Source organism: Apibacter sp. wkB309, assembly GCF_002964915.1.
GTDB lineage: Bacteria > Bacteroidota > Bacteroidia > Flavobacteriales > Weeksellaceae > Apibacter.
On the sequence record NZ_PSZL01000022.1, the window covers coordinates 219523 to 245058 of the forward strand.

At 31.0% G+C, this 25536-nt stretch carries 20 protein-coding genes; 14 read left to right on the plus strand and 6 right to left on the minus strand.

All coding sequences use genetic code 11. The features are described 5' to 3' along the window. Nucleotides 1-24: 24 nt before the first annotated feature. Nucleotides 25-438 (plus strand): hypothetical protein, encoded by a 414-nt coding sequence (locus C4S75_RS06775; RefSeq protein WP_105297543.1) that lies wholly within the window; start codon nucleotides 25-27, stop codon nucleotides 436-438. Nucleotides 439-523: 85 nt separating this feature from the next. Here the strand turns inward: C4S75_RS06775 and C4S75_RS06780 are convergent, their stop codons facing one another. Further along, the gene (locus tag C4S75_RS06780) at nucleotides 524-1609 is read right to left on the minus strand and encodes a M42 family metallopeptidase (RefSeq protein ID WP_105297544.1); all 1086 of its coding nucleotides are present in this window, start codon (nucleotides 1607-1609) and stop codon (nucleotides 524-526) included. A gap of 61 nt (nucleotides 1610-1670) precedes the next feature. Here C4S75_RS06780 and C4S75_RS06785 point away from each other — a divergent pair, with 61 nt between their 5' ends. The 5 genes from C4S75_RS06785 (at nucleotide 1671) to C4S75_RS06805 (ending at nucleotide 9227) form a co-directional block, all read left to right on the plus strand. Next, a complete protein-coding gene (locus tag C4S75_RS06785; protein WP_146105589.1) occupies nucleotides 1671-2324 on the plus strand; it encodes a DUF4294 domain-containing protein in 654 nt (217 codons plus the stop codon). Nucleotides 2325-2428: 104 nt separating this feature from the next. Beyond that, nucleotides 2429-5668 carry a c-type cytochrome biogenesis protein CcsB gene (gene ccsB, locus C4S75_RS06790; RefSeq protein WP_105297546.1) on the plus strand — a complete coding sequence of 1080 codons (3240 nt, stop codon included), beginning with the start codon at nucleotides 2429-2431 and terminating at the stop codon, nucleotides 5666-5668. A 583-nt stretch (nucleotides 5669-6251) separates the two neighbouring features. Further along, nucleotides 6252-6896: a DUF4290 domain-containing protein gene (locus C4S75_RS06795; RefSeq protein WP_105297547.1), complete on the plus strand. Its 645-nt coding sequence runs from the start codon at nucleotides 6252-6254 to the stop codon at nucleotides 6894-6896. Continuing rightward, on the plus strand, nucleotides 6893-8206 hold the full coding sequence (gene murA / locus C4S75_RS06800; RefSeq protein ID WP_105297548.1) for a UDP-N-acetylglucosamine 1-carboxyvinyltransferase: 1314 nt from the start codon (nucleotides 6893-6895) through the stop codon (nucleotides 8204-8206). Before C4S75_RS06795 ends, murA begins: the two co-directional genes overlap by 4 nt. A gap of 16 nt (nucleotides 8207-8222) precedes the next feature. After that, the gene (locus C4S75_RS06805) at nucleotides 8223-9227 is read left to right on the plus strand and encodes a glycosyltransferase family 2 protein (protein ID WP_105297549.1); all 1005 of its coding nucleotides are present in this window, start codon (nucleotides 8223-8225) and stop codon (nucleotides 9225-9227) included. A gap of 2 nt (nucleotides 9228-9229) precedes the next feature. Here C4S75_RS06805 and C4S75_RS06810 read toward each other — a convergent pair whose 3' ends face one another. Beyond that, nucleotides 9230-9649, minus strand: a complete 420-nt coding sequence (locus C4S75_RS06810; RefSeq protein ID WP_105297550.1) for a hypothetical protein — start codon at nucleotides 9647-9649, stop codon at nucleotides 9230-9232. Between the two features lie 454 nt (nucleotides 9650-10103). On the opposite strand from C4S75_RS06810, the gene C4S75_RS06815 reads away from it, so the two are divergent. From C4S75_RS06815 to C4S75_RS06845, 7 genes are all read left to right on the plus strand, one after another. Beyond that, complete coding sequence (locus C4S75_RS06815; RefSeq protein WP_105297551.1) at nucleotides 10104-12311, plus strand: anaerobic ribonucleoside triphosphate reductase; 2208 nt, start codon at nucleotides 10104-10106, stop codon at nucleotides 12309-12311. After that, nucleotides 12304-12807 (plus strand): anaerobic ribonucleoside-triphosphate reductase activating protein, encoded by a 504-nt coding sequence (gene nrdG / locus C4S75_RS06820; protein ID WP_105297552.1) that lies wholly within the window; start codon nucleotides 12304-12306, stop codon nucleotides 12805-12807. Before C4S75_RS06815 ends, nrdG begins: the two co-directional genes overlap by 8 nt. Nucleotides 12808-12980: 173 nt before the next feature. Further along, nucleotides 12981-15593 carry a DNA gyrase subunit A gene (gene gyrA, locus C4S75_RS06825; protein ID WP_105297553.1) on the plus strand — a complete coding sequence of 871 codons (2613 nt, stop codon included), beginning with the start codon at nucleotides 12981-12983 and terminating at the stop codon, nucleotides 15591-15593. Nucleotides 15594-15603: 10 nt separating this feature from the next. Beyond that, nucleotides 15604-16983: a tetratricopeptide repeat protein gene (locus tag C4S75_RS06830; RefSeq protein ID WP_146105590.1), complete on the plus strand. Its 1380-nt coding sequence runs from the start codon at nucleotides 15604-15606 to the stop codon at nucleotides 16981-16983. A 119-nt stretch (nucleotides 16984-17102) separates the two neighbouring features. After that, nucleotides 17103-17720 (plus strand): LemA family protein, encoded by a 618-nt coding sequence (locus tag C4S75_RS06835; protein WP_105297555.1) that lies wholly within the window; start codon nucleotides 17103-17105, stop codon nucleotides 17718-17720. A 20-nt stretch (nucleotides 17721-17740) separates the two neighbouring features. Beyond that, nucleotides 17741-18163, plus strand: coding sequence for a TPM domain-containing protein (locus tag C4S75_RS06840; protein ID WP_105297556.1), 423 nt, complete (start codon nucleotides 17741-17743; stop codon nucleotides 18161-18163). Then, nucleotides 18147-18932, plus strand: coding sequence for a YgcG family protein (locus C4S75_RS06845; RefSeq protein ID WP_105297557.1), 786 nt, complete (start codon nucleotides 18147-18149; stop codon nucleotides 18930-18932). Before C4S75_RS06840 ends, C4S75_RS06845 begins: the two co-directional genes overlap by 17 nt. 180 nt (nucleotides 18933-19112) lie before the next feature. On the opposite strand, the gene C4S75_RS06850 is transcribed toward C4S75_RS06845, so the two are convergent. The 4 genes from C4S75_RS06850 to C4S75_RS06865 all read right to left on the minus strand — a co-directional run bounded on the left by C4S75_RS06850 (nucleotide 19113) and on the right by C4S75_RS06865 (nucleotide 24834). Then, nucleotides 19113-20339 (minus strand): aminotransferase class V-fold PLP-dependent enzyme, encoded by a 1227-nt coding sequence (locus C4S75_RS06850; protein WP_105297558.1) that lies wholly within the window; start codon nucleotides 20337-20339, stop codon nucleotides 19113-19115. A gap of 63 nt (nucleotides 20340-20402) precedes the next feature. Then, nucleotides 20403-23105, minus strand: coding sequence for a PD-(D/E)XK nuclease family protein (locus tag C4S75_RS06855; RefSeq protein WP_105297559.1), 2703 nt, complete (start codon nucleotides 23103-23105; stop codon nucleotides 20403-20405). A 33-nt stretch (nucleotides 23106-23138) separates the two neighbouring features. Then, complete coding sequence (locus C4S75_RS06860; protein WP_105297560.1) at nucleotides 23139-23723, minus strand: YdcF family protein; 585 nt, start codon at nucleotides 23721-23723, stop codon at nucleotides 23139-23141. A gap of 130 nt (nucleotides 23724-23853) precedes the next feature. After that, nucleotides 23854-24834, minus strand: a complete 981-nt coding sequence (locus tag C4S75_RS06865; RefSeq protein WP_105297561.1) for an acyl transferase — start codon at nucleotides 24832-24834, stop codon at nucleotides 23854-23856. A gap of 133 nt (nucleotides 24835-24967) precedes the next feature. Here C4S75_RS06865 and C4S75_RS06870 point away from each other — a divergent pair, with 133 nt between their 5' ends. Beyond that, nucleotides 24968-25513 carry a nucleotide exchange factor GrpE gene (locus tag C4S75_RS06870; protein ID WP_105297562.1) on the plus strand — a complete coding sequence of 182 codons (546 nt, stop codon included), beginning with the start codon at nucleotides 24968-24970 and terminating at the stop codon, nucleotides 25511-25513. Nucleotides 25514-25536 lie beyond the last annotated feature (23 nt).

Genomic DNA, 25536 nt, shown 5'->3' on the forward strand with positions numbered 1-25536 from the left:
CTTATTTAGCTGACCAATATTATCATGAAAATTCACAATTTATTATTAATTTCAATATTGATAATTTTTGCCTGTTTTAATAGAATAAATTATTTCAATGGGCAAACTATTGGTAAGTCATATTCTAATCTTTACTACAATAATTTACATCAAAATAAGAAATCAACAGATTTAAAAATTGATACTGAAAATTTTGTTTCAACCACCTCAAAAAAATTAGCAAGGAATTACGGAATTAAAGATGTTTTTCTATGCCGTTTCAGCGATTTATATAATCAAAATATATTCAACACTTCATCTACCAATAAAGGCATTACATCCCGTGCTTTTAAAGTAAATCCATTCAAAACTCAAATGGTAACTAACTATAAATTATATATAATAGATGTCTTTGAATTATCAGAGACCTACTTTGTTTATTTTTCCAAAATATCATAAACTATTTAAAACCATTGATATCATACAATGGAAATAACAAAGAATGTAAAAGGAGCTATTTTTATAGCTCCTTTTTAAATTTATATTACAAATATTTAAAGCTTTGATTATTTTTTATTGCTTTTAAAGCATTATAAATCATAAGAATAGTGTTTTCAACATCTTTTTTATGAACCATTTCAACCGTTGTGTGCATATAACGCAAAGGAAGAGAGATCAAAGCAGAAGGAATACCGCCGTTCGAATAAGCAAAAGCATCCGTATCGGTTCCGGTTACTCTACTGGAAGCTTGTCTCTGAAAAGGGATATTATTTTTTTCTGCACTATCAATTATTAATTCCCTTAAATTATTTTGTACTGCCGGTGCGTAGGAAATTACCGGACCTTTTCCACATTTTACTTCTCCGTGCTTCATCTTATTTATCATGGGAGTAGTAGTGTCATGAGTAACATCCGTAACTATAGCTACATCAGGTTTAATGGTTTGCGTGATCATTTCAGCTCCTCGCAATCCAACTTCCTCCTGAACAGCATTAGTGATATATAAACCATAATCGAGTGTATCTTTATTCTCCTTAATAAGCTTAGCTACTTCTGCAATCATAAATCCGCCAACACGGTTGTCTAGAGCTCTGCCGACAAAGTATGTATCATTTAATATAAAAAATTCATCCGGATAGGTGATGATGCATCCTACATGAATCCCTAATTCTTCAACTTCTTCTTTAGTAGTGGCACCACAATCAACCCATATAGTTTCTACTTTAGGCGGTTCTTCAACTCCTGTATAATTTCTGGTATGAATTGCCGGCCAACCGAATACACCGCTTACGATGCCTTTTTTAGTATGTATATGAACTTTTTTAGAAGGAGCAATCATATGATCGGATCCCCCATTACGAATAACATAAATTAAGCCGTCATCAGTGATATAATTTACGAACCATGATATTTCATCTGCATGAGCTTCTATTACCACCTTATACTTTGATTCGGGATTAATAATTCCGTAAGCAGTTCCGTAATTATCGGTTCGGACTTCGTCCACATAAGGAATAATATAATCCATCCATAATTTTTGTCCTTTACTTTCGGCTCCGGTGGGTGAAGGAGTATTAATATATTTTTCTAAAAATTTCAATGAATTTTCATTTATAATTGAATTTTTCATATTAACCTGTTTTTTTACAAATGTACTAAATTTGGGAATAGTTTTTGACGGGATAAAATTTATGAACTTAAGAATTTTTACTCTTTTATTTATCTTGATTTTCAACATCGTTCTATGTCAAAAAACAGATTCATTAGAAACTACTATTCATTTTAATTCTGATTCAGTAATGCATAATGAATCATCCCAATACAGCATTACGGAAGACAGTGTATTAATTGATTTAAAAACAATACAAGTAGATGGTATGCCTAAGTTTAATAACAACTTAGATAAGAATCAGTACAATTGGCTTAAAAAAAGAGTTTTTAGAGTATATCCGTATTTTCTTATTGCACTCAAACAATACAATAATTTACACGATTCCTTAAACTTGAATTTAAATAATGCTGCTTTTCGAAAATATTTAAAAAAAAGGCAAAAGCAACTGTCAGAAGAATATGAAGGTAAACTAAAAGGATTAACCAAAACAGAAGGCAAAATATTTTCTAAATTAATGTATCGTTACACCGGTAAAACCGTTTATGAAATTATTAAAGAATTAAGGAACGGTTGGTCGGCTTTTTGGTGGAATGCAAAAGCGGGAGCTTTTGATATTGATTTAAAAGAACCTTTTGATCCTTATCATATCCGTGATGATGCATTTGTAGAATCGATACTTCAAAGAGCTTTTCAACGAGGAGAGTTGATTCCGCCCAATGAATCACATGATTAAAAATTAAAAAAATCATATTTTAACTATTTATTTTATAAACATTTTGATGAAGAAGTAAGTTGATGTATTTTTGGGAGTTTATATAAAATAATATAAAAAAACCAATGAAGAAAATTCTTGACTTGTTGTTTTCTACTAAAACAACAGCGATTATGTTGGTCATTTATGCTCTCTCTATGGCATGGGCAACTTTTGTAGAAAATGATTACGGTACTTCAGTTGCCAAGGCACTAATATACAATTCGAAATGGTTTGAACTCATCATGCTCATTTTAATTTTAAATTTCATAGGAAATATTAAAAAATATAAGCTTTGGTCCTTAAAAAAATGGCCCATTTTAACTTTTCATTTATCTTTTATCTTTATTTTTTTAGGAGGTGCTATCACAAGATATATTAGCTATGAAGGACAAATGCATATTAGAGAAGGAGAGTCAAGTAATGAAATAATATCAGACGCAACCTACTTTAAAGTACAAATTTCAAATTTTCAAGGAGAAACCAGAGCATATAAAGATATTCCTTTTACTTTAACCTCAGAAAATATTCCTTTTTTACTTAAGCCGTTTCAAAAGAAATTTTCTGCCAATTACGATTTTTTAGGTCAAAAGGTAAGATTAGAATCTGTAAAATTTATTCCAAGAGCTCAAGATTCTGTACAAATAACCCCTTCAGGTAAAAAAATATTAAAAGTAATTTCTTCAGGATCAAAGGGAAGAGAAACTATTTATATTGAAGAAGGAAGTGCCCGACAAGTTCAAAATTCAACCCTAAGTTTCAATAATCATCTTCCGGGAGCCATAAATATTACCACAGAAAATGAAGAAATCTATATTTCTTCGCCCATGATGGGAAGGCGTATGATTATGACAACACAGGAAGAACTTCCGGTTGAAGGAAGCGATAAAAAACAAAAATTACATTTTGCAAGTCTCTATCAATTTCCCAATGTAAGTTTTGTGATACCAATTACTCCTCAATCGGGAAAAATTATTTATTATGAAGGGGATAAAAATAAAAATTCTGAGGATCCCGATCTTATTTACATGAAAGCTTCAACCAATCAACAATCTAAAGAATTTTTATTTTATGGAAAAAAAGGGTTAACCGGGGTTCAAAAACAAGTTGCCTTAGATAATTTGCTCATTTCTATAGGTTATGGTTCTAAAATCTATACCACTTCTCCATTTTCATTAAAACTGAATAAATTTATTATGGAACATTATCCGGGAAGTAACAGTCCTTCTTCGTATGAATCCGATATATCCATTTTAGATAATGGAAAAGAAACACCTTTTAAAATTTATATGAATCACATACTCAATTACAAAGGATACCGATTTTTTCAATCCAGTTTTGATTCAGATTTAAAAGGAACCGTCCTTTCCGTTAATCACGATTTCTGGGGGACAACTTTAACCTATATAGGCTATGCATTATTAATAGTTGGAATGTTTATGACTTTATTTTGGAAGGGGACAAGATTTTCTAAACTTAATCTTCAACTTAAAAAAATAGCTGCTCATAAAAAATCATTTCTTTTATTATTTCTTTTATTCAGTCAATATGCTTTTAGTCAAAATCTGGAGCATAACGATGTGGACACCTTACCAAAACCTTCCGTACATAAATCGGAAATTCATGAGCATACCCATAGTAAAAATACAACGTATTCAAAAGTAGTAGACGGGGAAACTTTTAGTAAAAGTATACACATTCCAAAATCACATTCAGATAAATTTGGGGCACTTTTGGTTCAATCATCCGAGGGACGAATAGAACCGGTGAATACATTGGCTTTAGAAATTTTACGAAAATTACATAAAAGCGAAAAATTCTATGAGTTGGACGCTAATCAATTTTTTATTTCCATATCCACCAATCCTATGCTTTGGTCAAATGTTCCTTTACTCAAAATAGGAAATAAGGGAGGGGACCAATTAAAAAAAATTACTAAAGCAAATACAGAAGGTTATACCTCCTTAATGAATTTATTTACTACCCAACCGGATGGATCTCCCGATTTTATTTTGGAAAATGATTTTAAAAAAGCTTTTAGAAAAAAGCCGGCAGAAAGATCAAATTATGATAAAGAAATAATTGAGTTAAATGATAAACTCCAAGTAATGCAAGGATTAATCAGCGGGTACTATTTAAAATTTATTCCGATACCCAACGATAAAAATCATACCTGGACTTCCTGGATTTCACCCGACATGAAAACTGATAGCATTGCTTTGAACTTGTTGGGAAGATATTTTAGAGCGATAGTTATCGCCGAAAATAATAATAATTGGAATCAAGCGGATGAAGCCCTGAAAAAAATATCCGATTATCAACTCAAATGGGGGAAAGAAATAATACCTTCTCAAGCTAAGATCAATTGGGAATTAAGATACAATAATTGGGATGTATTTTTTAAAATTATGATAGTATATGCCGTATTGGGACTTGTATTACTAATATTGGCATTTACCAAGCTATTTACTGAAAATTATAAGCTTTATTCTTGGTTGGAGGGGATTTTGTTAAGCTTAGTTATACTAACTGCTCTTATACATGGAATGGGATTAGGAATTCGATGGTATGTTTCGGGACATGAACCCTGGTCCAACGGATACGAAGCGGTACTATTCATAAGTTGGATAAGTGTATTGGCCGGTTTTCTCTTATATAGAAACAGAAATGGATTTATTCCTGCGGCGGGTTGTTTAGTTGCAGTTATCTTGATGGGATTTGCTCATGGAGGAGATCAGATGAATCCACAAATTACGCCCTTAGTTCCTGTATTGAAATCATATTGGCTAATGATTCATGTTGCGGTAATTACATCCAGCTATGGTTTTTTCGGATTGAGTGCCTTAATAGGAACCGTAGTTTTATTTTTGTTTATAATAAACCGTAAAGATATTTCTTATAAAGTTGAAAATTCAATTAAAGAATTAACTATTGTAAATGAGCTATCATTGACAATTGGTATTTTTTTATTAACTATCGGAACATTTTTGGGCGGTATCTGGGCAAATGAAAGCTGGGGGCGGTACTGGAGTTGGGATCCTAAAGAAACTTGGGCATTTATCTCCGTAATAGTTTATGCGATTGTCTTACACCTGCGATTAGTTCCTAATTGGAGGGGTAAATACCTATTTAATTTTTTATCTTTAGTAGCTTTTTCGACCATTATAATGACATATTTTGGTGTAAATTATTATCTATCGGGTTTACACTCTTATGCACAAGGAGATCCGGTTCCTATACCTATATGGGTATATATTGTACTATTGTTGGTTGCTATGTTAGGAATAACTTCATATATAGCCCAAAAAAGAAAATTCAATTCCTAAAAAAGTTAAATAAATAAACAAAATATAAAATATAGTTATAAATGTTTCAAAAAAGATAAATTAATAGAGAATCAAGCTTGTTAAAATCATTTACGTTCCTAGATAACCTTATTAATTACATAAAAATAAAATTATTTACATCAATTACATATTTATTAATGAAAAAAAAATAACTATATGATAAATAAATACTAAAGACAAGGAAAATATCAAGAATTATGATTACATTTGCAACCTACAAATAGTAGATTTATAATTTACTAAAACTATTGTTCCTTTAAAAAAAATTTCCGATGACATTATTTATAAGTCGCATAAATGTTTATGATTTATTCAGGAGTTTACAGTTTACTATATAATAAAAACAAAAATATACTTTAAAAGCCTAAAGTATAAGCTAAAAAAAGAGACTCAGAAATTTTTATGATAAAAATTTCTTTATGGCAATTTGTTTATGTTAATGTAATTTACACGGTCTTATATATAAACCATTAGCTTACCTAATACGTCGGAAAAAAGGAGTCTTTTCTACAGTAAATTTTACACAAAATAATATTTGTATTATTAATTTTAAAATTAAAATATGGAGTATAATACTCAAAGAAAAAAATTAATTATCCCGGAATATGGAAGACATGTTCAACAATTAGTTGATCATTGTATGACGATCGAGGACGATGATGAAAGAAATAAATTTGCCAAATCAATCATTGATGTTATGGGAGATTTAAATCCTCATTTAAGAGATGTGCCGGATTTTCAACATAAGCTATGGGATCAACTTTTTATAATGGCCAATTTTGATTTAAAAGTAGATTCACCTTACCCGATTCCTACTAAGGCAGAAATGAATACGGCTCCCAAAAAAATGGCTTATCCTTCCAATGAATCTAAATACAGATATTATGGAACGAATGTGAAAAAAATGATTGAAATAGCAAAATCATGGGAAGAAGGTGACAAGAAAGAAGGATTGAAATATGTGATCGCTAATCAAATGAAAAAAAATTACCTGAAATGGAACAAAGATCAGGTAGAAGATGAAGTAATATTTAACCATTTAGAAGAATTATCTAACGGTTCCCTAAAATTAAGTTCAAAAGAAGCTTTGATGAATGTGCCGGTTCAGACTAATTCAAATACTTCTTATAAAAATAAGAATAGAAACAACAATAGTAACTATAGAAATCAAAAGAAAAATAATTTTTCTAAAAACAAAAATAAATAATGAATACTTTTCAGATTTGCGGTGGAAAGCCTCTTCATGGTGAATTCTTTCCGCAAGGTGCCAAAAACGAAGCTCTTCAAGTTATCTGTGCAACCCTTTTAACATCAAAATCAGTTAGGATAAAAAATATACCCGAAATTCAAGATGTTTTAATACTAATTGAAATTTTAAAAACAGTGGGTGTAAAAGTTACCCGAAACGTTAAGGGAGATTATACCTTTTGTTCTGAAGAAATTGATTTTGAATTTTTGAAAAGTAAAGAATTTAGAAAAAACGGAGCTCAACTAAGGGGTTCCATCATGCTATTAGGTCCTCTTTTAAGTCGATTCGGAGAAGCTTATATTCCCGTTCCCGGCGGTGACAAAATAGGTAGAAGAAGATTAGACACTCACTTTAAAGGCTTTATTGATTTAGGAGCTCAATTTGAATATGACGAAGAAGAGAAGTTTTATTCCGTAAAAGCTAAAAAGTTAAATGGTAATTATTTACTTTTAGAAGAAGCTTCCGTAACAGGTACTGCAAACATCATTATGGCTGCAGTTTTGGCAGAAGGAAAAACTCAAATATATAACGCAGCTTGTGAACCCTATATCCAGCAATTATGTAAGATGTTAATTAAAATGGGCGCAAAGATTGAAGGAATTGGCTCTAATTTTTTAACTATTTATGGCGTTTCCGAACTTAACGGTGCCGAACACACTGTACTCCCTGATATGATTGAGATTGGAAGCATCATTGGCTTGGCTGCCATGACTAAATCGGAAATTACCATCAAAGAGGTTAGCTGGGAAAATTTAGGTAATATACCGGATACCTTTAGAAGATTGGGTATTCAAATCGAAAAAAGAGGTGAAGACCTGTATATTCCTTCACAAGAGCATTATAAAATTCAAAATTTTATAGACGGATCTATATTAACGATTTCCGATGCTCCTTGGCCTGGATTTACCCCCGATTTATTAAGTATTATTTTAGTAGTTGCCACACAAGCTAAAGGAAGCGTCTTAATACATCAAAAAATGTTTGAAAGCAGACTGTTTTTTGTTGATAAACTCATTGATATGGGTGCACAAATAATTCTTTGTGATCCGCACAGAGCAACAGTTATCGGATTAAATCATGAAATTCCTTTACGAGGAACAGTAATGACTTCTCCGGATATCAGAGCCGGCATATCTTTACTAATTGCCGCCATGTCTGCAAAAGGAACCAGTCGAATACATAATATTTATCAAATCGATAGAGGATATGAAAATATCGATGAGAGATTAAGGGCCTTGGGCGCCGATATTGTTCGGATGGATCTATAATCAATAAAACAAAACTATGCATGGAGATTTACATTTAAAAATTTCAATTATTATAGCAGTCTATAATAGAAAAGATGAACTACAGGAATTACTGTTTAGTTTAATTAATCAAACGGATAAAAATTTTGAAATTGTTATTGTAGACGATGGATCTCAAGAAAAGTTAGAACCTATAGTCTCCACATATGCAGAAGTATTGGATATTAAATATTATTACAAATCGAATTCCGGAGCAGGATTATCAAGAAATTACGGAGCGGAACACGCTTCAGGAAATTATTATATTTTCTTAGATTCAGATTGTATTGCTCCGGTTCATTATATAGAAAATGTGCGTAAAGAATTAAGATTTAATTATGTGGACGCTTTTGGAGGAGCTGATTCGGCCGATAAAAATTTTAATGATTTACAAAAAGCAATTTCATATTCCATGACTTCTTTATTAACCACGGGAGGAATTCGTGGCAATAAAAAAGCGATAAATAAATTCCAGCCTAGAAGTTTTAATATGGGTATATCCAAAGAAGCATTTAAAAGTGTTGGCGGATTTTCGGAACTTAGGGTAGGGGAAGACCCCGATTTAAGTCTTACTCTTTGGGAAAAAGGGTTTAAAACTCGATTTTTTTCTGAATGCAAGGTATTTCACAAAAGAAGAACTTCCTTAAAGAAATTTGCTAATCAAGTATATCATTTCGGAATTGCCCGTCCCATATTGAACCAAAGACATCCTAACTTTTCAAAAATTACTTTTTGGTTTCCTTCTCTTTTTTTGATATTCACTGTTTTGTCCTTAGTATTATCGATAGTTAATTATAGGTGTATCTTTCCTTTGCTTTTTTATTGCTGTGCAATTTTCCTCGATTCAAGCTATAAAAACAGGAGCATCAAAATCGGTCTCATATCTTTACTTACAACATTTATTCAATTTTTTTCCTATGGATTTGGCTTTTTACAATCCTATATAAAATTAAATATCTTAAATAGGGAACCTAAAGAAGCTTTTCCATCACACTTTTATTAGTTTTATTTAAATGAAGCATGATTACTTGTTTTAAGTAATCTTCCTTCTCCCATAATTTCTTTTTTACCGTCAAAATAATAGGTATTATAGTATAAAATGTTTTTTTCAATTTTAACAGTCTTTACTTTAATCCCTCCATTTTTATTGATAAATCTTTTAAAACTGTCCTTTTTAGCGTCTCGATTAGAGAAAAATAATATATAATCACAATCATTTAACCATTCAATCCTTTTAAAAGATTCAACTCCGTTAGTAACTTCCAGCTGTTTATTGCCATTTCTCACAATAAGAGAACTTAAATTGGAATTTTCGCTAATATTTCTGAATTCACCCCGATTGAAATCAAGACAGGTAAGGTTCTTTTCCTGAGCATAGCAGATAAAAGAAGTATATAAAAATAAAAGTACTGATAGTTTTTTCATGTCTCAAATATAGTAAAATAATATCTCCAAATTTAAGTCCCTGTTAATAACTTTACTACCTAAATGCTGATCTTTTAAAATGTGATTATTTATTATTTTGACTTATTTATTTTTTTAGACGATTCGATCAATAATTGATAATTTTCTATAAATTTTAGTAATAATATCATAAGAAATAATTATGTTGAAAATTAAATTCTTAAATAAAAAAAGCTAAGTGAAAATAAAATTATCTTTGTACTTACATATGAAGCTTTATCGAATACATGACCAATAACAGGAAAAAATCCTGTATTCTTACTACCTTAAATTATTGAAATTTCAATAATTACGTTACTATTATTAGTATTACAAGTTTCATATATAACCCTGTATTTGGCGACAATTAAATTTTATGTCTCCAAGTATAAGGTTTTCATCTTACATAAAGTGCAATAGATAAAGTAAACATAAAATGATTCAGACAGTTATTAAAAGAGATGGACGCATTGTCGAGTTTAATAAAAATAAGATTTTTAATGCGATCAGCAAAGCTATGCAAAATACGGAAAATGGAGTGGATTCTTTTTTAATACAAAAAATTACTGAAGATATATCTCAGACTGGCAATGTAGAAATGACGGTTGAAGCCATCCAAGACATGGTGGAAATGGAATTAATGAACAGTCCCCGTAAAGAAGTGGCAAAAAAATATATCTCCTATAGAGATCAAAGAAATGTTGCAAGAAAGGCTAAAACATGCAATATGTTTTTGGAGATTATTGAAACCAAATCCAATGAGGTTACAAGGGAAAATGCCAATATGAATGCTGACACCCCTGCAGGAATGATGATGAAATTTGCCAGTGAAACCACCAAACCCTTTGTAGATGATTATCTTTTAAGTCCTGAAGCCAAAGAAGCGGTCCTTTCCAACTATATACACATTCACGATAAAGACTATTATCCGACTAAAAGTCTAACTTGTGTACAACATCCATTAAATAAAATTTTAGAAAACGGTCTTTTTGCAGGACATGGAGAATCAAGACCGGCAAAAAGAATTGAAACCGCCAGCATGTTGGCTTGTATTTCGTTAGAAACCGCTCAAAATGAAATGCACGGAGGACAAGCAATTCCGGCATTTGACTTTTATTTAGCGCCGTTTGTTAGAAAAAGCTATATTGAGGAAATAAAAATTCTTGAAAATATAAACGGTCAAAATTATGAACACCTGTATGACTACGCGATTAAGGATTATGTTAAGGAAGAACTTGGTCAAAAACAAGGTGATGAAAGAATTGTACAACATGCCATCAATAGAACCGTAAGCAGAGTTCACCAATCCATGGAAGCATTTATCCACAACATGAATACGATCCATTCCAGAGGGGGAAATCAAGTAGTATTCAGTTCCATTAATTACGGTACGGATACTTCTCCGGAAGGAAGATGTGTGATAAGAGAACTTCTAACAAGCACGGACGAAGGCGTTGGTAACGGTGGAACTGCGATTTTTCCTATCCAAATATGGAAGAAAAAGCGAGGAGTAAGTTATTTACCTGAAGATCCAAATTATGACCTGTATAAATTAGCATGCAAAGTTAGCGCCCGACGTTTTTTTCCAAACTTTTTGAACTTAGATGCTACGTTTAATCATCATGAAAAATGGAATGCACAAGATCCTAAAAGATATCAATACGAAACAGCCACTATGGGATGTCGTACGCGTGTGTTTGAAAACAGATTTGGAGAGAAAACATCCATAGGTAGAGGTAATCTATCTTTTACAACAATCAATTTAGTTAGATTGGCATTAGAGACCCGCGAAATAAAGGATGAAACTGAAAGAAAACGTCAATTTTTCCAAAAGTTGGATCATACGTTACAAATAGCTGCCGAACAACTGCATCAACGTTTTGAATTTCAAAAAACAGCAGCTCCCAAACAATTTCCTTTATTGATGTCGACATTATGGAATGGATCCGAAGAACTAAAGTCTGAAGAAACTGTAGAAAAAGTAATCAATCAAGGTACTTTGGGAATCGGGTTTATAGGACTTGCCGAAGCTTTAGTAGCTTTAATAGGAAAACATCATGCGGAAGATGAGGAGGCTCAAAAATTAGGACTGGAAATAGTTACATTTATGAGGGACAAATCTTTAACTTTTTCAGAAAATTATAAGCACAACTATAGTATTCTAGCTACACCGGCAGAGGGCATAGCAGGTAGATTCACCAGAAAAGATAAAAAAGACTTTGGAAGTATTAAAGGAATAACGGACAGAGAATACTATACTAATTCTAATCATGTACCGGTATATTATAAATGCAGCGCTCACCTAAAAGCTAAAATTGAAGCACCTTATCATGATTTAACTCGCGGTGGACATATTTTCTATGTTGAAATAGATGGAGATGCCACTCACAATCCCGAATCAATCATGACTGTTGTGGATATGATGGATAAATATAACATCGGCTATTCTTCTGTGAATCATACTCGAAACCGATGTTTACCTTGCGGGTATGAAAATGCTTCTGCCCATTTAGACGAATGCCCAAAATGTGGAAGCACCCATATTGACCGTTTGCAACGAATTACGGGATATTTAGTAGGAACAACCGATAGATGGAATTATGCAAAGTTAGCGGAATTAAACGACCGAATTATTCATGACTAAACTATCTATACTAGATATTATACAGGATACAACGGTGGATGGGCCCGGCTTTAGGACTTCAATTTATGCGGCAGGATGCATTCATAAATGTGTAGAATGCCACAATCCGGAATCTTGGGATATTGATAATGGAAAACCCTATACGATTAATGAGCTGATTGAGATTATAAATCAATCAGAATTTTCAAATGTAACTTTTACGGGCGGTGACCCGTTAATACAAGTAAAAGAATTTACAGAACTAGCCAAAGAAATTAAAGCTACTTCGCATAAAAATATTTGGTGTTACACCGGGTTTACCTTTGAACAAATACATAAATCCAAAAAATTATCACAAATTTTACCTTATATAGACGTACTTGTAGACGGTAAATACGTGAATACTTTATACGAAGAAGGATTACCATTTAGAGGAAGCTCCAATCAAAGAATAATTGATGTCCAAAAAACACTTTTACATAAAAGTATTGTAATCAGAGAGAACCAATTTATATAAAAATTTAATGAGTAAATATTTCATTGAGATAAATTCATTTGAATCCAAATTGATATATAAATACGAACTATAATCGCACAAAATCCTTAAAAGGCATGTCTAATTGCGTGTTCGATAAAAATTCATTATCTTTACGGTCTTATATACTAAAGAAAAAATAAACAAGTACACTTATGATAGGAGAAGGGGAAAAATTAATTCCTATTAATATTGAAGATGAAATGAAATCATCTTACATTGATTATTCAATGTCTGTGATAGTTTCCAGGGCTCTACCCGATGTAAGAGATGGTTTGAAACCCGTACATAGAAGGGTTTTATATGGGATGTATGAATTGGGAGTTACTGCCAACAGTTCTTACAAAAAATCTGCAAGAATCGTTGGGGAGGTTATGGGTAAATACCATCCTCATGGAGACTCGTCAGTATATGACACTATGGTAAGGCTTGCTCAGGAATGGTCTATGAGGTATCAGCTGGTAGACGGTCAAGGTAATTACGGTTCCGTAGACGGCGACCCGCCTGCAGCAATGAGGTATACTGAAGCCCGACTAAAAAAGATTTCTGAAGAAATATTATCGGATATAGATAAAGATACGGTTGATACTCAACTTAACTTCGACGATACGTTAGAAGAGCCTAAAGTAATGCCTACCCGTATTCCTATTCTGTTAGTGAACGGTGCATCAGGGATCGCGGTTGGTATGGCTACCAATATGGCTCCTCATAATCTTACTGAATCTATTAGTGCCATTTGTGCGTATATTGATAACAGAAATATTACTATTGATGAATTAATGCAGCACATTAAAGCTCCCGATTTTCCTACCGGTGGTATTATATACGGTTATGAAGGGGTAAAATCTGCTTTTGAAACAGGAAGGGGGAGAATCATTTTACGAGGAAAAGCCAATTTCGAAGAGGTACACGGCAGAGAAGCCATTGTAGTTACAGAAATTCCATATCAGGTAAACAAAGCCGATATGATTGCTCGTACGGCCGAATTAATCAAAGAAGATAAATTACAAGGTATTTCTGAAATCAGAGACGAGTCTGACAGAAATGGAATGAGAGTAGTTTATGAGCTTAAGCATGATGCCATCCCGAATGTAGTTTTAAATCTTTTATACAAATATACAGCATTACAAACCTCATTTAGTGTAAATAACATTGCACTAGTAAACGGAAGACCCGTTCAGCTTAATTTAAAAGATATCATTCATCATTTTGTTGAGCACAGACATGACGTAGTAGTAAGACGTACTCAATACCTTCTAAAGAAAGCTCAAGAACGAGCCCATATCTTGGAAGGATTTATGAAAGTTATTGCTACTCAAGATACTTTAGATTTAGCCATTAAAATTATCCGTGAAAGTTCTAGTCCAAGCGAAGCAAAAACGGGCTTAATTCAAGAATTTGAATTAACGGAAATACAAGCTCAAGCGATCCTGGATCTTAGATTGGCTCGTTTAACCGGAATGGAGTTGGATAAAATCCGAGATGAGTACAATGCCATTATGAAAGAGATCGAATATCTTAAGACTATTTTAAATGACGAAGGACTAAGATATTCTATCATTAAAGAGGAATTAGAAGAAATCAAGCAAAAATACGGTGACGAGCGTAAGACCGAAATCAATTTTGCGGGTGGTGAAATGAGTATTGAAGATATTATTCCTGATGAAAAAGTTGTTTTAACTATTTCTAAAATGGGATATATCAAAAGAACTTCTCTTTCTGAATATAAGACCCAATCAAGAGGTGGCGTTGGAAACCGTGCAGCATCTACCAGAGATGAAGATTTCCTTGAATATGTTGTTTCCGCTACTGCACATCAGTACATGCTTTTCTTCACAGAAAAAGGTAAATGTTTCTGGTTACGAGTATTTGAAGTTCCTGAAGGTTCCAAAATAGCTAAAGGACGACCTATTCAGAATCTAATAAATATCGAATCAGACGATAAAATCAAAGCTTATATTTTAACTCATGACTTAAAAAATGAGGAATATATAAATAATACGTTTTTAGTAATGGTTACCCAAAAAGGAACCATCAAAAAAACAACATTGGAAGCTTATTCCAGACCACGTGCCAACGGAATTAATGCTATTAATGTTAGGGAAGGAGATACTTTGGTAAGCGCAAGTTTAACTTCCGGGAATGATGAAATAATGATTGCTACCAAATATGGAAAAGCTATTCGCTTCCCTCAAGAAAAATTAAGACCTATCGGTAGAAATGCTTCAGGTGTACGAGGTATTACTCTTGGCGATGAGGATGACGAGGTAATTGGAATGGTTATTATTTCAGATCCTGAAAATGACACTATTTTAGTTGTATCAGAACAAGGATATGGAAAACGAACTCATGCCGATGCCTATCGTATTACTAACAGAGGAGGAAAAGGAGTCATTACTTTAAATATAACTGATAAGACCGGTAATCTGATAGCTATCCAAAAAGTTACTGATGATAACGATTTAATGATCATTAATAAATCCGGTGTAGCCATCAGAATGTCTGTGGAACAACTTAGAGTTATGAGCAGGAATACTCAAGGAGTTAAATTAATTAATCTTAAAAAGAACGATGAAATTGCTGCCATAACTAAAATTGAAAAAGAAGAAGGGGTTGATGAAGAAGAATATGATGAAAATGGAAATACTATTAATGGTGAAACCTCTCTAAACCTTACAGAAACAAATGAAAAATTAAATGATTCTGACGGTTCAGAAAATGATTTAAATGAATCAAACGAAGAAAATAATTCAGAATCACAGGATTAAAAATCATTATATGAAAAAAATATCAGTTTCTCTATTTATATTAGTTAGTTTATGGTCTTTTGGCCAAGAGAAAGAAATAAAAGATGCTTTTAATGCATTAGAGAAAGGAAATAAAACTCAGGCAGAGTCATTAATTCAGCAAGTAGAACCAACGCTTAGTTCTAATATATCCGGAATCAATCCCGACGTATATGCTAAATATTTATATGTAAAAGGAAATTCTTTATTGGAACAAGGAAAAACTCTTGAATCTGCTAAAATATTTTCCAAATTAGCCCTTTATGAAAAAGGCCCTATTTATTCTTTAAAAAATAAAAATACTAAAGAAAAGGCTTTTGTTCTTACTAAAGAAGAAGCAGAAAAACTTAAATCCGAAGGTTTTACAGGTTTAAAAGAAACTAAATCAGGTACAAACTATATTCAAAAAATAATTCCGATTTTAGAACAAAAAAGACAAGAATTATCCGGCAGGGCAACTTCTGAATATAATGCAAAACAATTTTCGAAAGCGGCTGATGATTTCTTAGAATCCTTTTATTTAACTCAAGCAGCGGGAAATGCGGATGAAGTTTTTAAATATTATGCAGCAATTTCTTATCATGCAGCCAATAATAATAAAAAAGCTCTTGAACTGTACTTAGAATTACTAAATGAAGGCTATACTGGTAAGACAACCACGTATACAGCTTTACAAAACGGTAAAAGAGTCGGTTTAAGCGAAGAACAATATAATTTATTCAAATCGGCACCTAATTCAGGGTTTTCAGACTTTAAAAAAGAGGAATCACCTTCCGTTGAAGCAGATTTATATAATTATGCAATTTCCTTATTAGTTGCAGATAAAAGGTATAATGAAGCTATGGCTTTAGCTGAAAAAGGATTGAAAAAATTTCCAAATGATACTAATTTAAATTCTCAAATAGGAGAATTATACTATCAAACCGGTCAAACCGATAAATATATTGCTAAATTAAGAGAAGCTATTGTAAAAAAACCTAATGATTATATTTCTTATTATAACTTAGGAGTATTATACAGTAAAGACCCTAGAACAGCTGAATTAGCTAAAGATTATTATAATAAGACTATACTTATTAAGCCTGATTATCCGGCAGCATATCTGAATTTGGCAGCTTTATTATTAGCTCCTGATAAAGAAATTGTAGAAAAAATGAAAGCCTTAGGATCTTCAAGAGCTGATCAACAAAAATATGATGCTTTAGTCGAAAAAAGAAAAGCAATGTTCAAACAGGCTTTACCTTATATGGAGAAAGCATACAGTTATGATCAAAAAGACAAAGGTATTATTCAAGCACTAATAGAAGCGTATAGAGTTTTACAGATGAAGGATAAAATGGAAGAAATGAAAAAAGCAGAATCTGCTTTATAAAGAAAATAATTTAATACAACATATTGTAAGGGAAGTAGTAGAACTTCCCTTACTTTTTAGGAATAATATTTGATATTGGATAATTTAATTAATAGTAAATATAAATTTAAGTAAAAATTATGAAAAAAGGATGTTTAATCGGAGGTGGTATTATAGGATTAATCGCTATAATTGTAATCGGAGTATTTATGTGGGGAGTAAGCATTAATAATAATATGATTGAACTAAATAACGATGTAAATTTAAAATGGAGTGCTGTAGAAAGTTCTTATCAAAGAAGATCAGACTTAGTACCCGGCTTAGTAGCAACCGTTAATAAAGCAACCAATTATGAGAAAGAAACTCTTACTTCTGTAATTGAAGCCAGAGCAAAAGCAACTTCAGTACAGATTGATCCTTCAAATTTATCTCCTGAAAAATTAGCTGAATATCAAAAAGCACAATCCGGTTTAGGTTCTGCTTTAGGAAGATTATTAGTTACTATTGAAAAATACCCTGATTTAAAAGCCAATCAAAATATTTTAGGACTTCAAAATCAATTGGAAGGAACTGAAAATAGAATTAAAATCGATAGAGATAACTTCAACCAATCTGTTACAACCTATAACAATTATATACAAAAGTTCCCCGCAAGTATTGTTGCTAATTTTAGAAATTTTAAAGAAAAAGGAACATTTAAAGCAGATGCAGGTGCTGAAAAAGCCCCAAATGTCGATCAATTGTTAAACGGTAAATAATTTTAAAAACTACTTTTAGAATGTTATTTTCACCCCGGGACGAAGAAGATATTATTGAAGCCATTAGACAAGCCGAAGCGATGTCTACAGGGGAAATTAGGGTACATTTAGACCAAAACCTAACGGGGGATGCGTTAGCCACAGCGCAATCCCTCTTTACCAAATTGGGTATGGAAAAAACAAAAGATAGAAATGGTGTCTTATTTTATGTATCCGAAAATAAGAAAAAAATTGCTGTAATTGGAGATGTCAACATTCATAAATATGTACATCAAAATTTTTGGGATGGTCTTTTAAAGGAAATTACATTTTCATTTAAAAAAGATAATTATAAAGAAGGATTAATCAACGCAATTTTAAAAACCGGAACTAAATTGAAAAAATTTTTTCCAAGAGATGGAAAAAATATAGAAAATGAATTACCCAATGAAATATCCCGTTAAAATTTTTTTAGTCCTCTTTGGCGTATTATTTATAAATAACTTTATTTACAGCCAAACGGAATTTAAAATCCCGGAAAAACCAAAAATAATTTATCCCGTTAATGATTATGCTAATATTCTTACGGAAGAGCAACAAAATAATTTAAATAATAAGTTAATATCTTATAGTGATTCAACCTCCACGGAAATAATTGTTTGTATTGTTAAAACATTAAATGGTGACGATATTAATTATGTGGGAGCCAAATGGGGTGAAAAATGGCAAATCGGACAAAAATATAAAAATAATGGTATTTTATTATTAATTGCTTCCGATGATCATAAATTAGCTATACAGAATGGGCGAGGAGTTGAAGATGCCATGACTGACTATACTTCCAGTACTATTATTCATCAATATATGATTCCTTATCTTCAGCAAAATGATTATTATGGTGCTATAAACTCCGGTACGGATCAAATCATAAAGGTTCTTCAAGGGAAATTTAAGGCAGATAACCCGGAGGATACTGATGATACTACTTCAGGGATCATAGTAGCCGTATTTATATTTTTCATTATACTATTGTATATATTAATGCATAAAAACAATAGAAACAACACATATTATGACCGTAACGGTAAGAGAAGAAATAATGATGATGATTTTTGGGGTGGATTAGGTGGATTTATCGGCGGAAGTGGGGGCAGTAGTTCCCGAGGTGGTGGTTTTGGAGGTTTTGGCGGCGGAGGAAGCTTCGGTGGAGGCGGTGCCAGTGGTAGTTGGTAATATTAAAAAAATATTACTATTAGCTACCGATTATTTTCCTCATTCTTTATTGGTGTTTGTATGGAAATGAATAGGAATAAAATAATACTAAATAATTGCCGACCAGACTTTTCCAATTAATTATTTTCATCCTTCTATCCGATTATTAAAATAACTGTTTGATTAATAATAATTTAGTTTTTATCTAAGCATTTTTTGAGCTAAATACATCCCTTCAATCAGTTGATCAATATCTTCCTTAGTTGTATAGATGGCAAATGATGCTCGAACTGTACCTTTTATTCCCAAACGTTGCATAATGGGTTGAGCGCAATGATGTCCGGTCCTTACTGCTATCCCTTGTTTATCTAAAATAAACCCGACATCAGACGAATGAATATTTTCGATATCTAAATTAAAAGAAAGTGCTCCGGAGGTATGTTTTGCATTTTGAGCATAGATGACTATATTATCTAATTGCGAAAGTTTATTTTTAGCATACTTCATAATTTCGTCTTCATGCTTACTAATATTTTTAAAACCTATAGTTTGCACAAAATCTATAGCAGTTTTTAAGACAATATTACCGGAAATATTCGGAGTACCTGCTTCAAATTTAAAAGGCAAATCTGCGTAGGTCGTCTTTTCAAAAGTAACTTCTTTAATCATTTCTCCACCTCCCTGGTAGGGTTTCATGGATTCTAATATATTCTCTTTACCGTATAAAATACCCACTCCCGTAGGACCATAAAGCTTATGTGATGAGAATACATAAAAATCGGCATCTAAATTTTGCACGTCAACTTTTCTATGAGATACGGCTTGCGCTCCGTCTATAAGCACATATGAACCTATTTTGTGGGCTTTAGAAATTATCTCTTCAATTGGATTAACTACTCCCAATGCATTGGAAATATGATTTACAGCTACTATTTTAGTTTTTTCCGAAAGGAGTCGATCATATTCATCCATTATCAAATCTCCGTTGTCATCCACAGGAATAACTTTAATTTTTAGATTTTTTCGTTCGGCTAATAATTGCCAAGGAACAATATTCGAATGATGTTCTAAATTGGATATAATAATTTCATCGCCTTCGTTAAGTAAGGGTTCTATTCCTGTAGCTACTAAGTTGATACTGTCGGTCGTTCCTTTAGTAAAAATAATTTCGTAATCCTTTTTTGCATTTAAAAATTGTTGCACAGACTTTCGGGATTCTTCCATTTCCACGGTAGCCAATTGACTTAGGGTATGAATTCCTCTATGAACATTGGAGTTTATAGTTTTATAATATTTTTCTTCTGCCTGTATTACGGAAATCGGCTTTTGAGTAGTCGCAGCATTATCAAGATAGACTAAAGGTTTGCCATTTACTAACTGATTCAGTATAGGAAAAATATTTTTTATATCTTTTAAATCTTCGTTCATGGGTAAGAAAGTTAAACTTCAAAATTAAATGATTAAATTGAATTAAAAATTATTTTTTTGTTATTATTTAATAAAAGAAGATTTTTCTAGAAATGGAATATCCGGATCAGCAATTTCTAAGATCAATCGGGAAACTTCCTCAAATAAAATAGTAGCTTGAGATTCGTTTAAACTTTCAGAAGAATCAATTTTTAAAATCTCCAATCCTCGAAAAGGTTTTTTAAAACTCCAAATTCCCACCTTTACCGATTCTGAAAGTTTTTCATGTAATATCATATAAGCATAGAAAACAAGCTGAATAAAAAATTTAAAATTTTTATCTTCTTGTATTTGATTAAATCTATCTGACTTAAATATAAGAGTATCTATAGATGATGTTTTATAATCTATAATTCGGTCCCGGCCATTAAAACTATCCCAGCGGTCTACAAATCCTTTCAAAAATAAGGTGCCTATTTCAGGTAAATTAATAGTGGAACTAAGTTCTTTTTCAATTTCTTTTAAGAAAATGATATTACCGTTTTTTATGTCGGTTAAATCTCTTAACAATATTTTTTCAATGGTTTTTTCCGCTAGCAGCTTTTGTAAGTAATTTTGCCCTTTTTTAAATAAGTCGGGATTTAATTCTTTTTCGATATATTTATTTAAATAAACAGAATAATTTTTTAAAGCTGAAAGTAACTCCTTTTCCGTTAGTTTATTTCCTTGCCATGGGGAATAAATAGATTCTAAAGTATGATGAATCAAATTTCCGTAATTTAAAGCAGAAATTTCCTCTTCCATCTCTTGTTGTTCGTTAATCTTTAAAATCTTTTGCAAATAGAAATTGATTGGATTGTAGTGATAATTGGTTAAATGAGTTGGCGAAATAGGATTTTTTAGCCAATCTTGAATTGAAATCAATACAGCAGGTGATTTTTCAATGATTAATTCCTTCGATTGTTTTAAATTTCCTCCATAAGTGGCTACAGATTCTATTATGGTATGTTGAGACTCAAATTCTAATTGATTAATAAATCTACTTTTTTCTCCGGAGTTAATACCTTCAGTATAATTATTATAAACTAAGGTTATGTTTTGTGCATGTTGTATTAATCTATAAAAATGATACGCATAGATGGCATCACTTTCAAGAAAAGTATTGATTCCGTAATTTTTCTTTACATCAAAAGGAATAAAAGAATTATCATTTTTTCCACCCGGCAAAATTCCTTCATTAACTCCGGTCATTAGTATATTTTTAAAGCTTAGCAAACGAGTTTCCAAAACTCCCATAATTTGAAGTCCCTCTACCGGTTCGCCAATAAAATCAATAGTTTCATTATTGATTACATGCTGATAAAATGTATAAAGAAGTGAAAAACTTTGAATGGAAAGATCTTGCGATAATTGTGTATGTAAAATGGAGAAAAGATTTTTAAATTTTAAATAATTTTCTTTTAACACCTGATGATCAGAATCTGTTTTCCAAAATTGTTCAGTACAAAATTCATAAAGTTTATGTATCAAATCGATAGGATTTGTATATTCTTTAAATATAAAATAATAGTAAGAACTACCTAAATATTTAAATATGAGAGAATCAGTTAAATAGATAAGATTATTTCTTTTTATTTCAGAAATAAATTCAATAACAGATATAGTATTATGTAGTAATGGATTCTGAAGAAGGGATAAGATGTCGTTATAATAATATCCTTTGGATTTATTTTTTTCTCTAAATATGTGTAATTTAAAAATTTGCTTAAATAATGATGCTAAAAATGAATTTTTAAGAGGAAATCCCATAGTTATATTAACTCGGGATATATTTTTAGGTATGCTTTCCAATATTGCCGGTAGAATTGATTCATCGCTTAATACTAGTGCGGTATTTTGTAATTCTTCTTCAGGAAGGGTAGATAAGATAGAACTGATATATTTGGCTTGAGCTACGTCTTGAGAAGTACTCACTACATGTATATTTTTTTTTTTGTTGAAATCATCAGTTACCCATTTGAAATCTCGAGTTGCATAATAATTCCAATTTTTATATTTCCTTAAAAAATCTCCGGCTTCTTGATTACTATTGTTTAAATAGTATTTATCGGCATCCCAATATAAATACGTTTCGGCATGTGATATATAATGTTTAATCAGCTTTTCTTCTTTGGGCGTTAAGGCATTTAATCCGACAAAAACATACTTTTCATTTTCAGGAATATGAATAGATGTTAATTGGCTTAACACATGGTTTAGAATCATTCCATACGTTCCCAATCCTTTAGTTTCCAAAGAATCCTTTAATTTATTATATAAAATTATATTGTTTTCCCAAAATTTTACATTTTTATAATATAATTTTTTTTCACTTGTTGTATCAAGCTTATTCACCCAATTTTCTATTCTTTCAATGGAAGCCATATGCTCTAAAACCCTATGAGGATTATCAGAGAATACTTCTATGTCGTTAAAATCTTTAAGAAGAGTAGGTATCCATTTTAAAAACTCATCAAGAGTTTCCTCTGCATTTACGAATTTTTTCTGTATTTGAAAAGCTTCCAACCAAAGAGGAATATTTTCAATTTTAACTAAATGGGAATGTTTGTATATAAAATCTTCAATGGTATAGAAAGTAGGCAAAAATCCGTTATAACCTTTTTTTATAAGATATCTTTTAAAAAATATGATAGGTCTTCTTCCGGGAATAATGATAGTAAATTTAGATAAATCATTATTTTTTTCCAATAACTCATCAATTACTTTTTCTATAAAATTTGTATGCATAAATATATAAAAAGCGCTTGTTAAAGAATTAATTTATTTAAAAAAATAATAATAGTAATAGGCAAAAAATTCTCTTATTAATGACATATAATGATGCCTTTTACTATAGTGATGAGAACTTGCAGAACCTAAATTATAAAAGCCTAGCTTATAATACATCAGCTTAATACGTGAAATATGATAATATTGTGATATAATAATTAATTTTCTGTAATTATTATCTTTCATTATTTTTAATGAATTTTCTACATTTTCTTCAGTATTTAAGGCTTTATTATCCAAAATAATATCAGATAAAAGCACTCCGTGTTCCAATAAATATTCCTGCATGAGATCAGCTTCACAAAAGTTTTTATTAGCTAAACCTCCGGAAACAATTAATTTTTGAACTTGACCTTCATTATATAATTTTAAACCAATATTTAGTCTTCGTATTAAAGACATAGGCATAGAACCGTCTGTTTTATTTTTTGTTCCAAAAATAACTCCTACGTCTGCATCCCTGGTATCTTCTTGATTCCCATCAATAATAATAGCAATGGTATGAAGAATAAACCACAAGAATAAAAGTATAATTCCTGTAATAATATATTTTATTAATTTTCTGTAATAAGACATATTACAATAAACAATTCCGAAAAATAAAACTTATATATAATTTTATTAAATTTATTATTTTTTTATAAAAAAAGTTTAAAATTAAATACAAATTTTAGTTAAAAAAAGCTTAATTAATAAATTTTATATTTTATAATAATAAAAGACTGCATCCTCTAATATCGGAATTATCCATTCTTCCCAAAATTTTAAAACCATTCTTGCCTTCATCTTTACCAATATCTTGGGTAGATATAAATGAACAACTATGAATATTTGCCAAGTCAATTATGTTGACACCTCCCGATCTGTTTGTTTCAACATATTCAAAAGGATCATCCACATCTCGAATTAAAATCTTCATCCAGGGTGGACATTTATAAACATTATTAGATAAAGAATAAGCTTGAGACAATAATTCCGTCATACTGTATTCCGAATAAATTTTATCGGTCTGAAAAGAATTTTTTAATTCTGTTAACAACTCATCTTTTGTCATTTCTTTTTTTCTTCCCTTCATTCCTCCTGTTTCTATAATTATAGTATTTTTCAGTTGTTGAGGATGAGAATTTGCAAAATCTAACAAAGCATAGGAAACACCAAAAAGAATAACTTTCTTATTCTCTTTTTCCAATCGATTTATAATAGCATGTAAATCATTAAAATTATGTAGATAATAACCATTTTCCACCTTTCCCGATTGCTCCATTAAATAATTTACCATATATATAAGTGAAGAATTATTTCTCTCCAAATAAGAAGGAAGCAAACCTAAATATATGTATTCGGAAGGGTCTCCGAAAAAAATTGAAAATGAATGTAAAATACTTTGTTTATAAATATCTTCATTTGCTATATAATGCTTGGATAGGTTTTCGGAAGTAGTACCGCTACTTTGAAAATATAAATTCGGTAAGAAATTTTTATCAACAATTGTATTGGTTTTGAAAAATTCAATCGGTAAAAAAGGTATTTGCCGATAATTAAGAATTTTATTACAATCTATAGATAACAAATCAACAAAAGTTCTATAGGGTATATTATTTTTATATTGATACAAAAAAATTTGGATGGCGAGTGAATTAAATTCTTCCTCCGATTTGATTGAAAAAATATCAAAACTTTTCAACATTTGAATATATTTACTTTATATGCAAATTTAATAAGAAGTATTTAAATAATTTTTTAAAAATAGGTCGATTTGACAGCATTTTTACTATGGCAATAAAATTGATAAATATCAGTAACCAATAAAGAATTTAACCATGTCAATTCAAAGTGATAACGAAGAAAACGAATTAATTGAAGAAAATAACAATCAAGAAAATTCAAAGGATACTGAAAATATGTCAGAACCCAACAATAATTCTGACTTAACTGAAAAACTTGAAAAAGAAAAAGACAGATATATCCGTTTATTTGCTGAATTTGATAACTATAAAAAACGTGTAATTAAAGAGAGACAGGATCTTCTTAAATACTCGGACAAAGATATATTAGAATCATTACTTCCGGTATTAGATGATTTTGATCGCGCAATTACCGAACTTGAAAAAAAGGAGGATGATCTATCTGTTTTAGAGGGAGTGAAACTTATTTATAATAAGTTATTCAATACCTTGAAAGATAGAGGATTGACTGTTATCGATGTAAAGGCCGGTGATGATTTTAATATTGATTATCATGAAGCAATTACCCAAGTCCCGTCTCCTGATGAAAGTCTAAAAGGTAAAATTATAGATGTGGTTCAAAAAGGGTACTTATTGCATGAAAAAGTAATTAGATACGCAAAAGTAGTTATTGGAAATTAAGAACTCAAAGAGGTTTATATAAA

Excerpts from the sequence above, each read along its gene's own strand:
- C4S75_RS06775 (WP_105297543.1), top strand. The coding sequence starts at position 25 with ATGAAAATTCACAATTTATTATTAATTTCAATATTGATAATTTTTGCC.
- C4S75_RS06780 (WP_105297544.1), bottom strand. The coding sequence starts at position 1,609 with ATGAAAAATTCAATTATAAATGAAAATTCATTGAAATTTTTAGAAAAA.
- C4S75_RS06785 (WP_146105589.1), top strand. The coding sequence starts at position 1,671 with ATGAACTTAAGAATTTTTACTCTTTTATTTATCTTGATTTTCAACATC.
- ccsB (WP_105297546.1), top strand. The coding sequence starts at position 2,429 with ATGAAGAAAATTCTTGACTTGTTGTTTTCTACTAAAACAACAGCGATT.
- C4S75_RS06795 (WP_105297547.1), top strand. The coding sequence starts at position 6,252 with ATGGAGTATAATACTCAAAGAAAAAAATTAATTATCCCGGAATATGGA.
- C4S75_RS06805 (WP_105297549.1), top strand. The coding sequence starts at position 8,223 with ATGCATGGAGATTTACATTTAAAAATTTCAATTATTATAGCAGTCTAT.
- C4S75_RS06810 (WP_105297550.1), bottom strand. The coding sequence starts at position 9,649 with ATGAAAAAACTATCAGTACTTTTATTTTTATATACTTCTTTTATCTGC.
- C4S75_RS06815 (WP_105297551.1), top strand. The coding sequence starts at position 10,104 with ATGATTCAGACAGTTATTAAAAGAGATGGACGCATTGTCGAGTTTAAT.
- nrdG (WP_105297552.1), top strand. The coding sequence starts at position 12,304 with ATGACTAAACTATCTATACTAGATATTATACAGGATACAACGGTGGAT.
- gyrA (WP_105297553.1), top strand. The coding sequence starts at position 12,981 with ATGATAGGAGAAGGGGAAAAATTAATTCCTATTAATATTGAAGATGAA.
- C4S75_RS06830 (WP_146105590.1), top strand. The coding sequence starts at position 15,604 with ATGAAAAAAATATCAGTTTCTCTATTTATATTAGTTAGTTTATGGTCT.
- C4S75_RS06835 (WP_105297555.1), top strand. The coding sequence starts at position 17,103 with ATGAAAAAAGGATGTTTAATCGGAGGTGGTATTATAGGATTAATCGCT.
- C4S75_RS06840 (WP_105297556.1), top strand. The coding sequence starts at position 17,741 with ATGTTATTTTCACCCCGGGACGAAGAAGATATTATTGAAGCCATTAGA.
- C4S75_RS06845 (WP_105297557.1), top strand. The coding sequence starts at position 18,147 with ATGAAATATCCCGTTAAAATTTTTTTAGTCCTCTTTGGCGTATTATTT.
- C4S75_RS06850 (WP_105297558.1), bottom strand. The coding sequence starts at position 20,339 with ATGAACGAAGATTTAAAAGATATAAAAAATATTTTTCCTATACTGAAT.
- C4S75_RS06855 (WP_105297559.1), bottom strand. The coding sequence starts at position 23,105 with ATGCATACAAATTTTATAGAAAAAGTAATTGATGAGTTATTGGAAAAA.
- C4S75_RS06860 (WP_105297560.1), bottom strand. The coding sequence starts at position 23,723 with ATGTCTTATTACAGAAAATTAATAAAATATATTATTACAGGAATTATA.
- C4S75_RS06865 (WP_105297561.1), bottom strand. The coding sequence starts at position 24,834 with ATGTTGAAAAGTTTTGATATTTTTTCAATCAAATCGGAGGAAGAATTT.
- C4S75_RS06870 (WP_105297562.1), top strand. The coding sequence starts at position 24,968 with ATGTCAATTCAAAGTGATAACGAAGAAAACGAATTAATTGAAGAAAAT.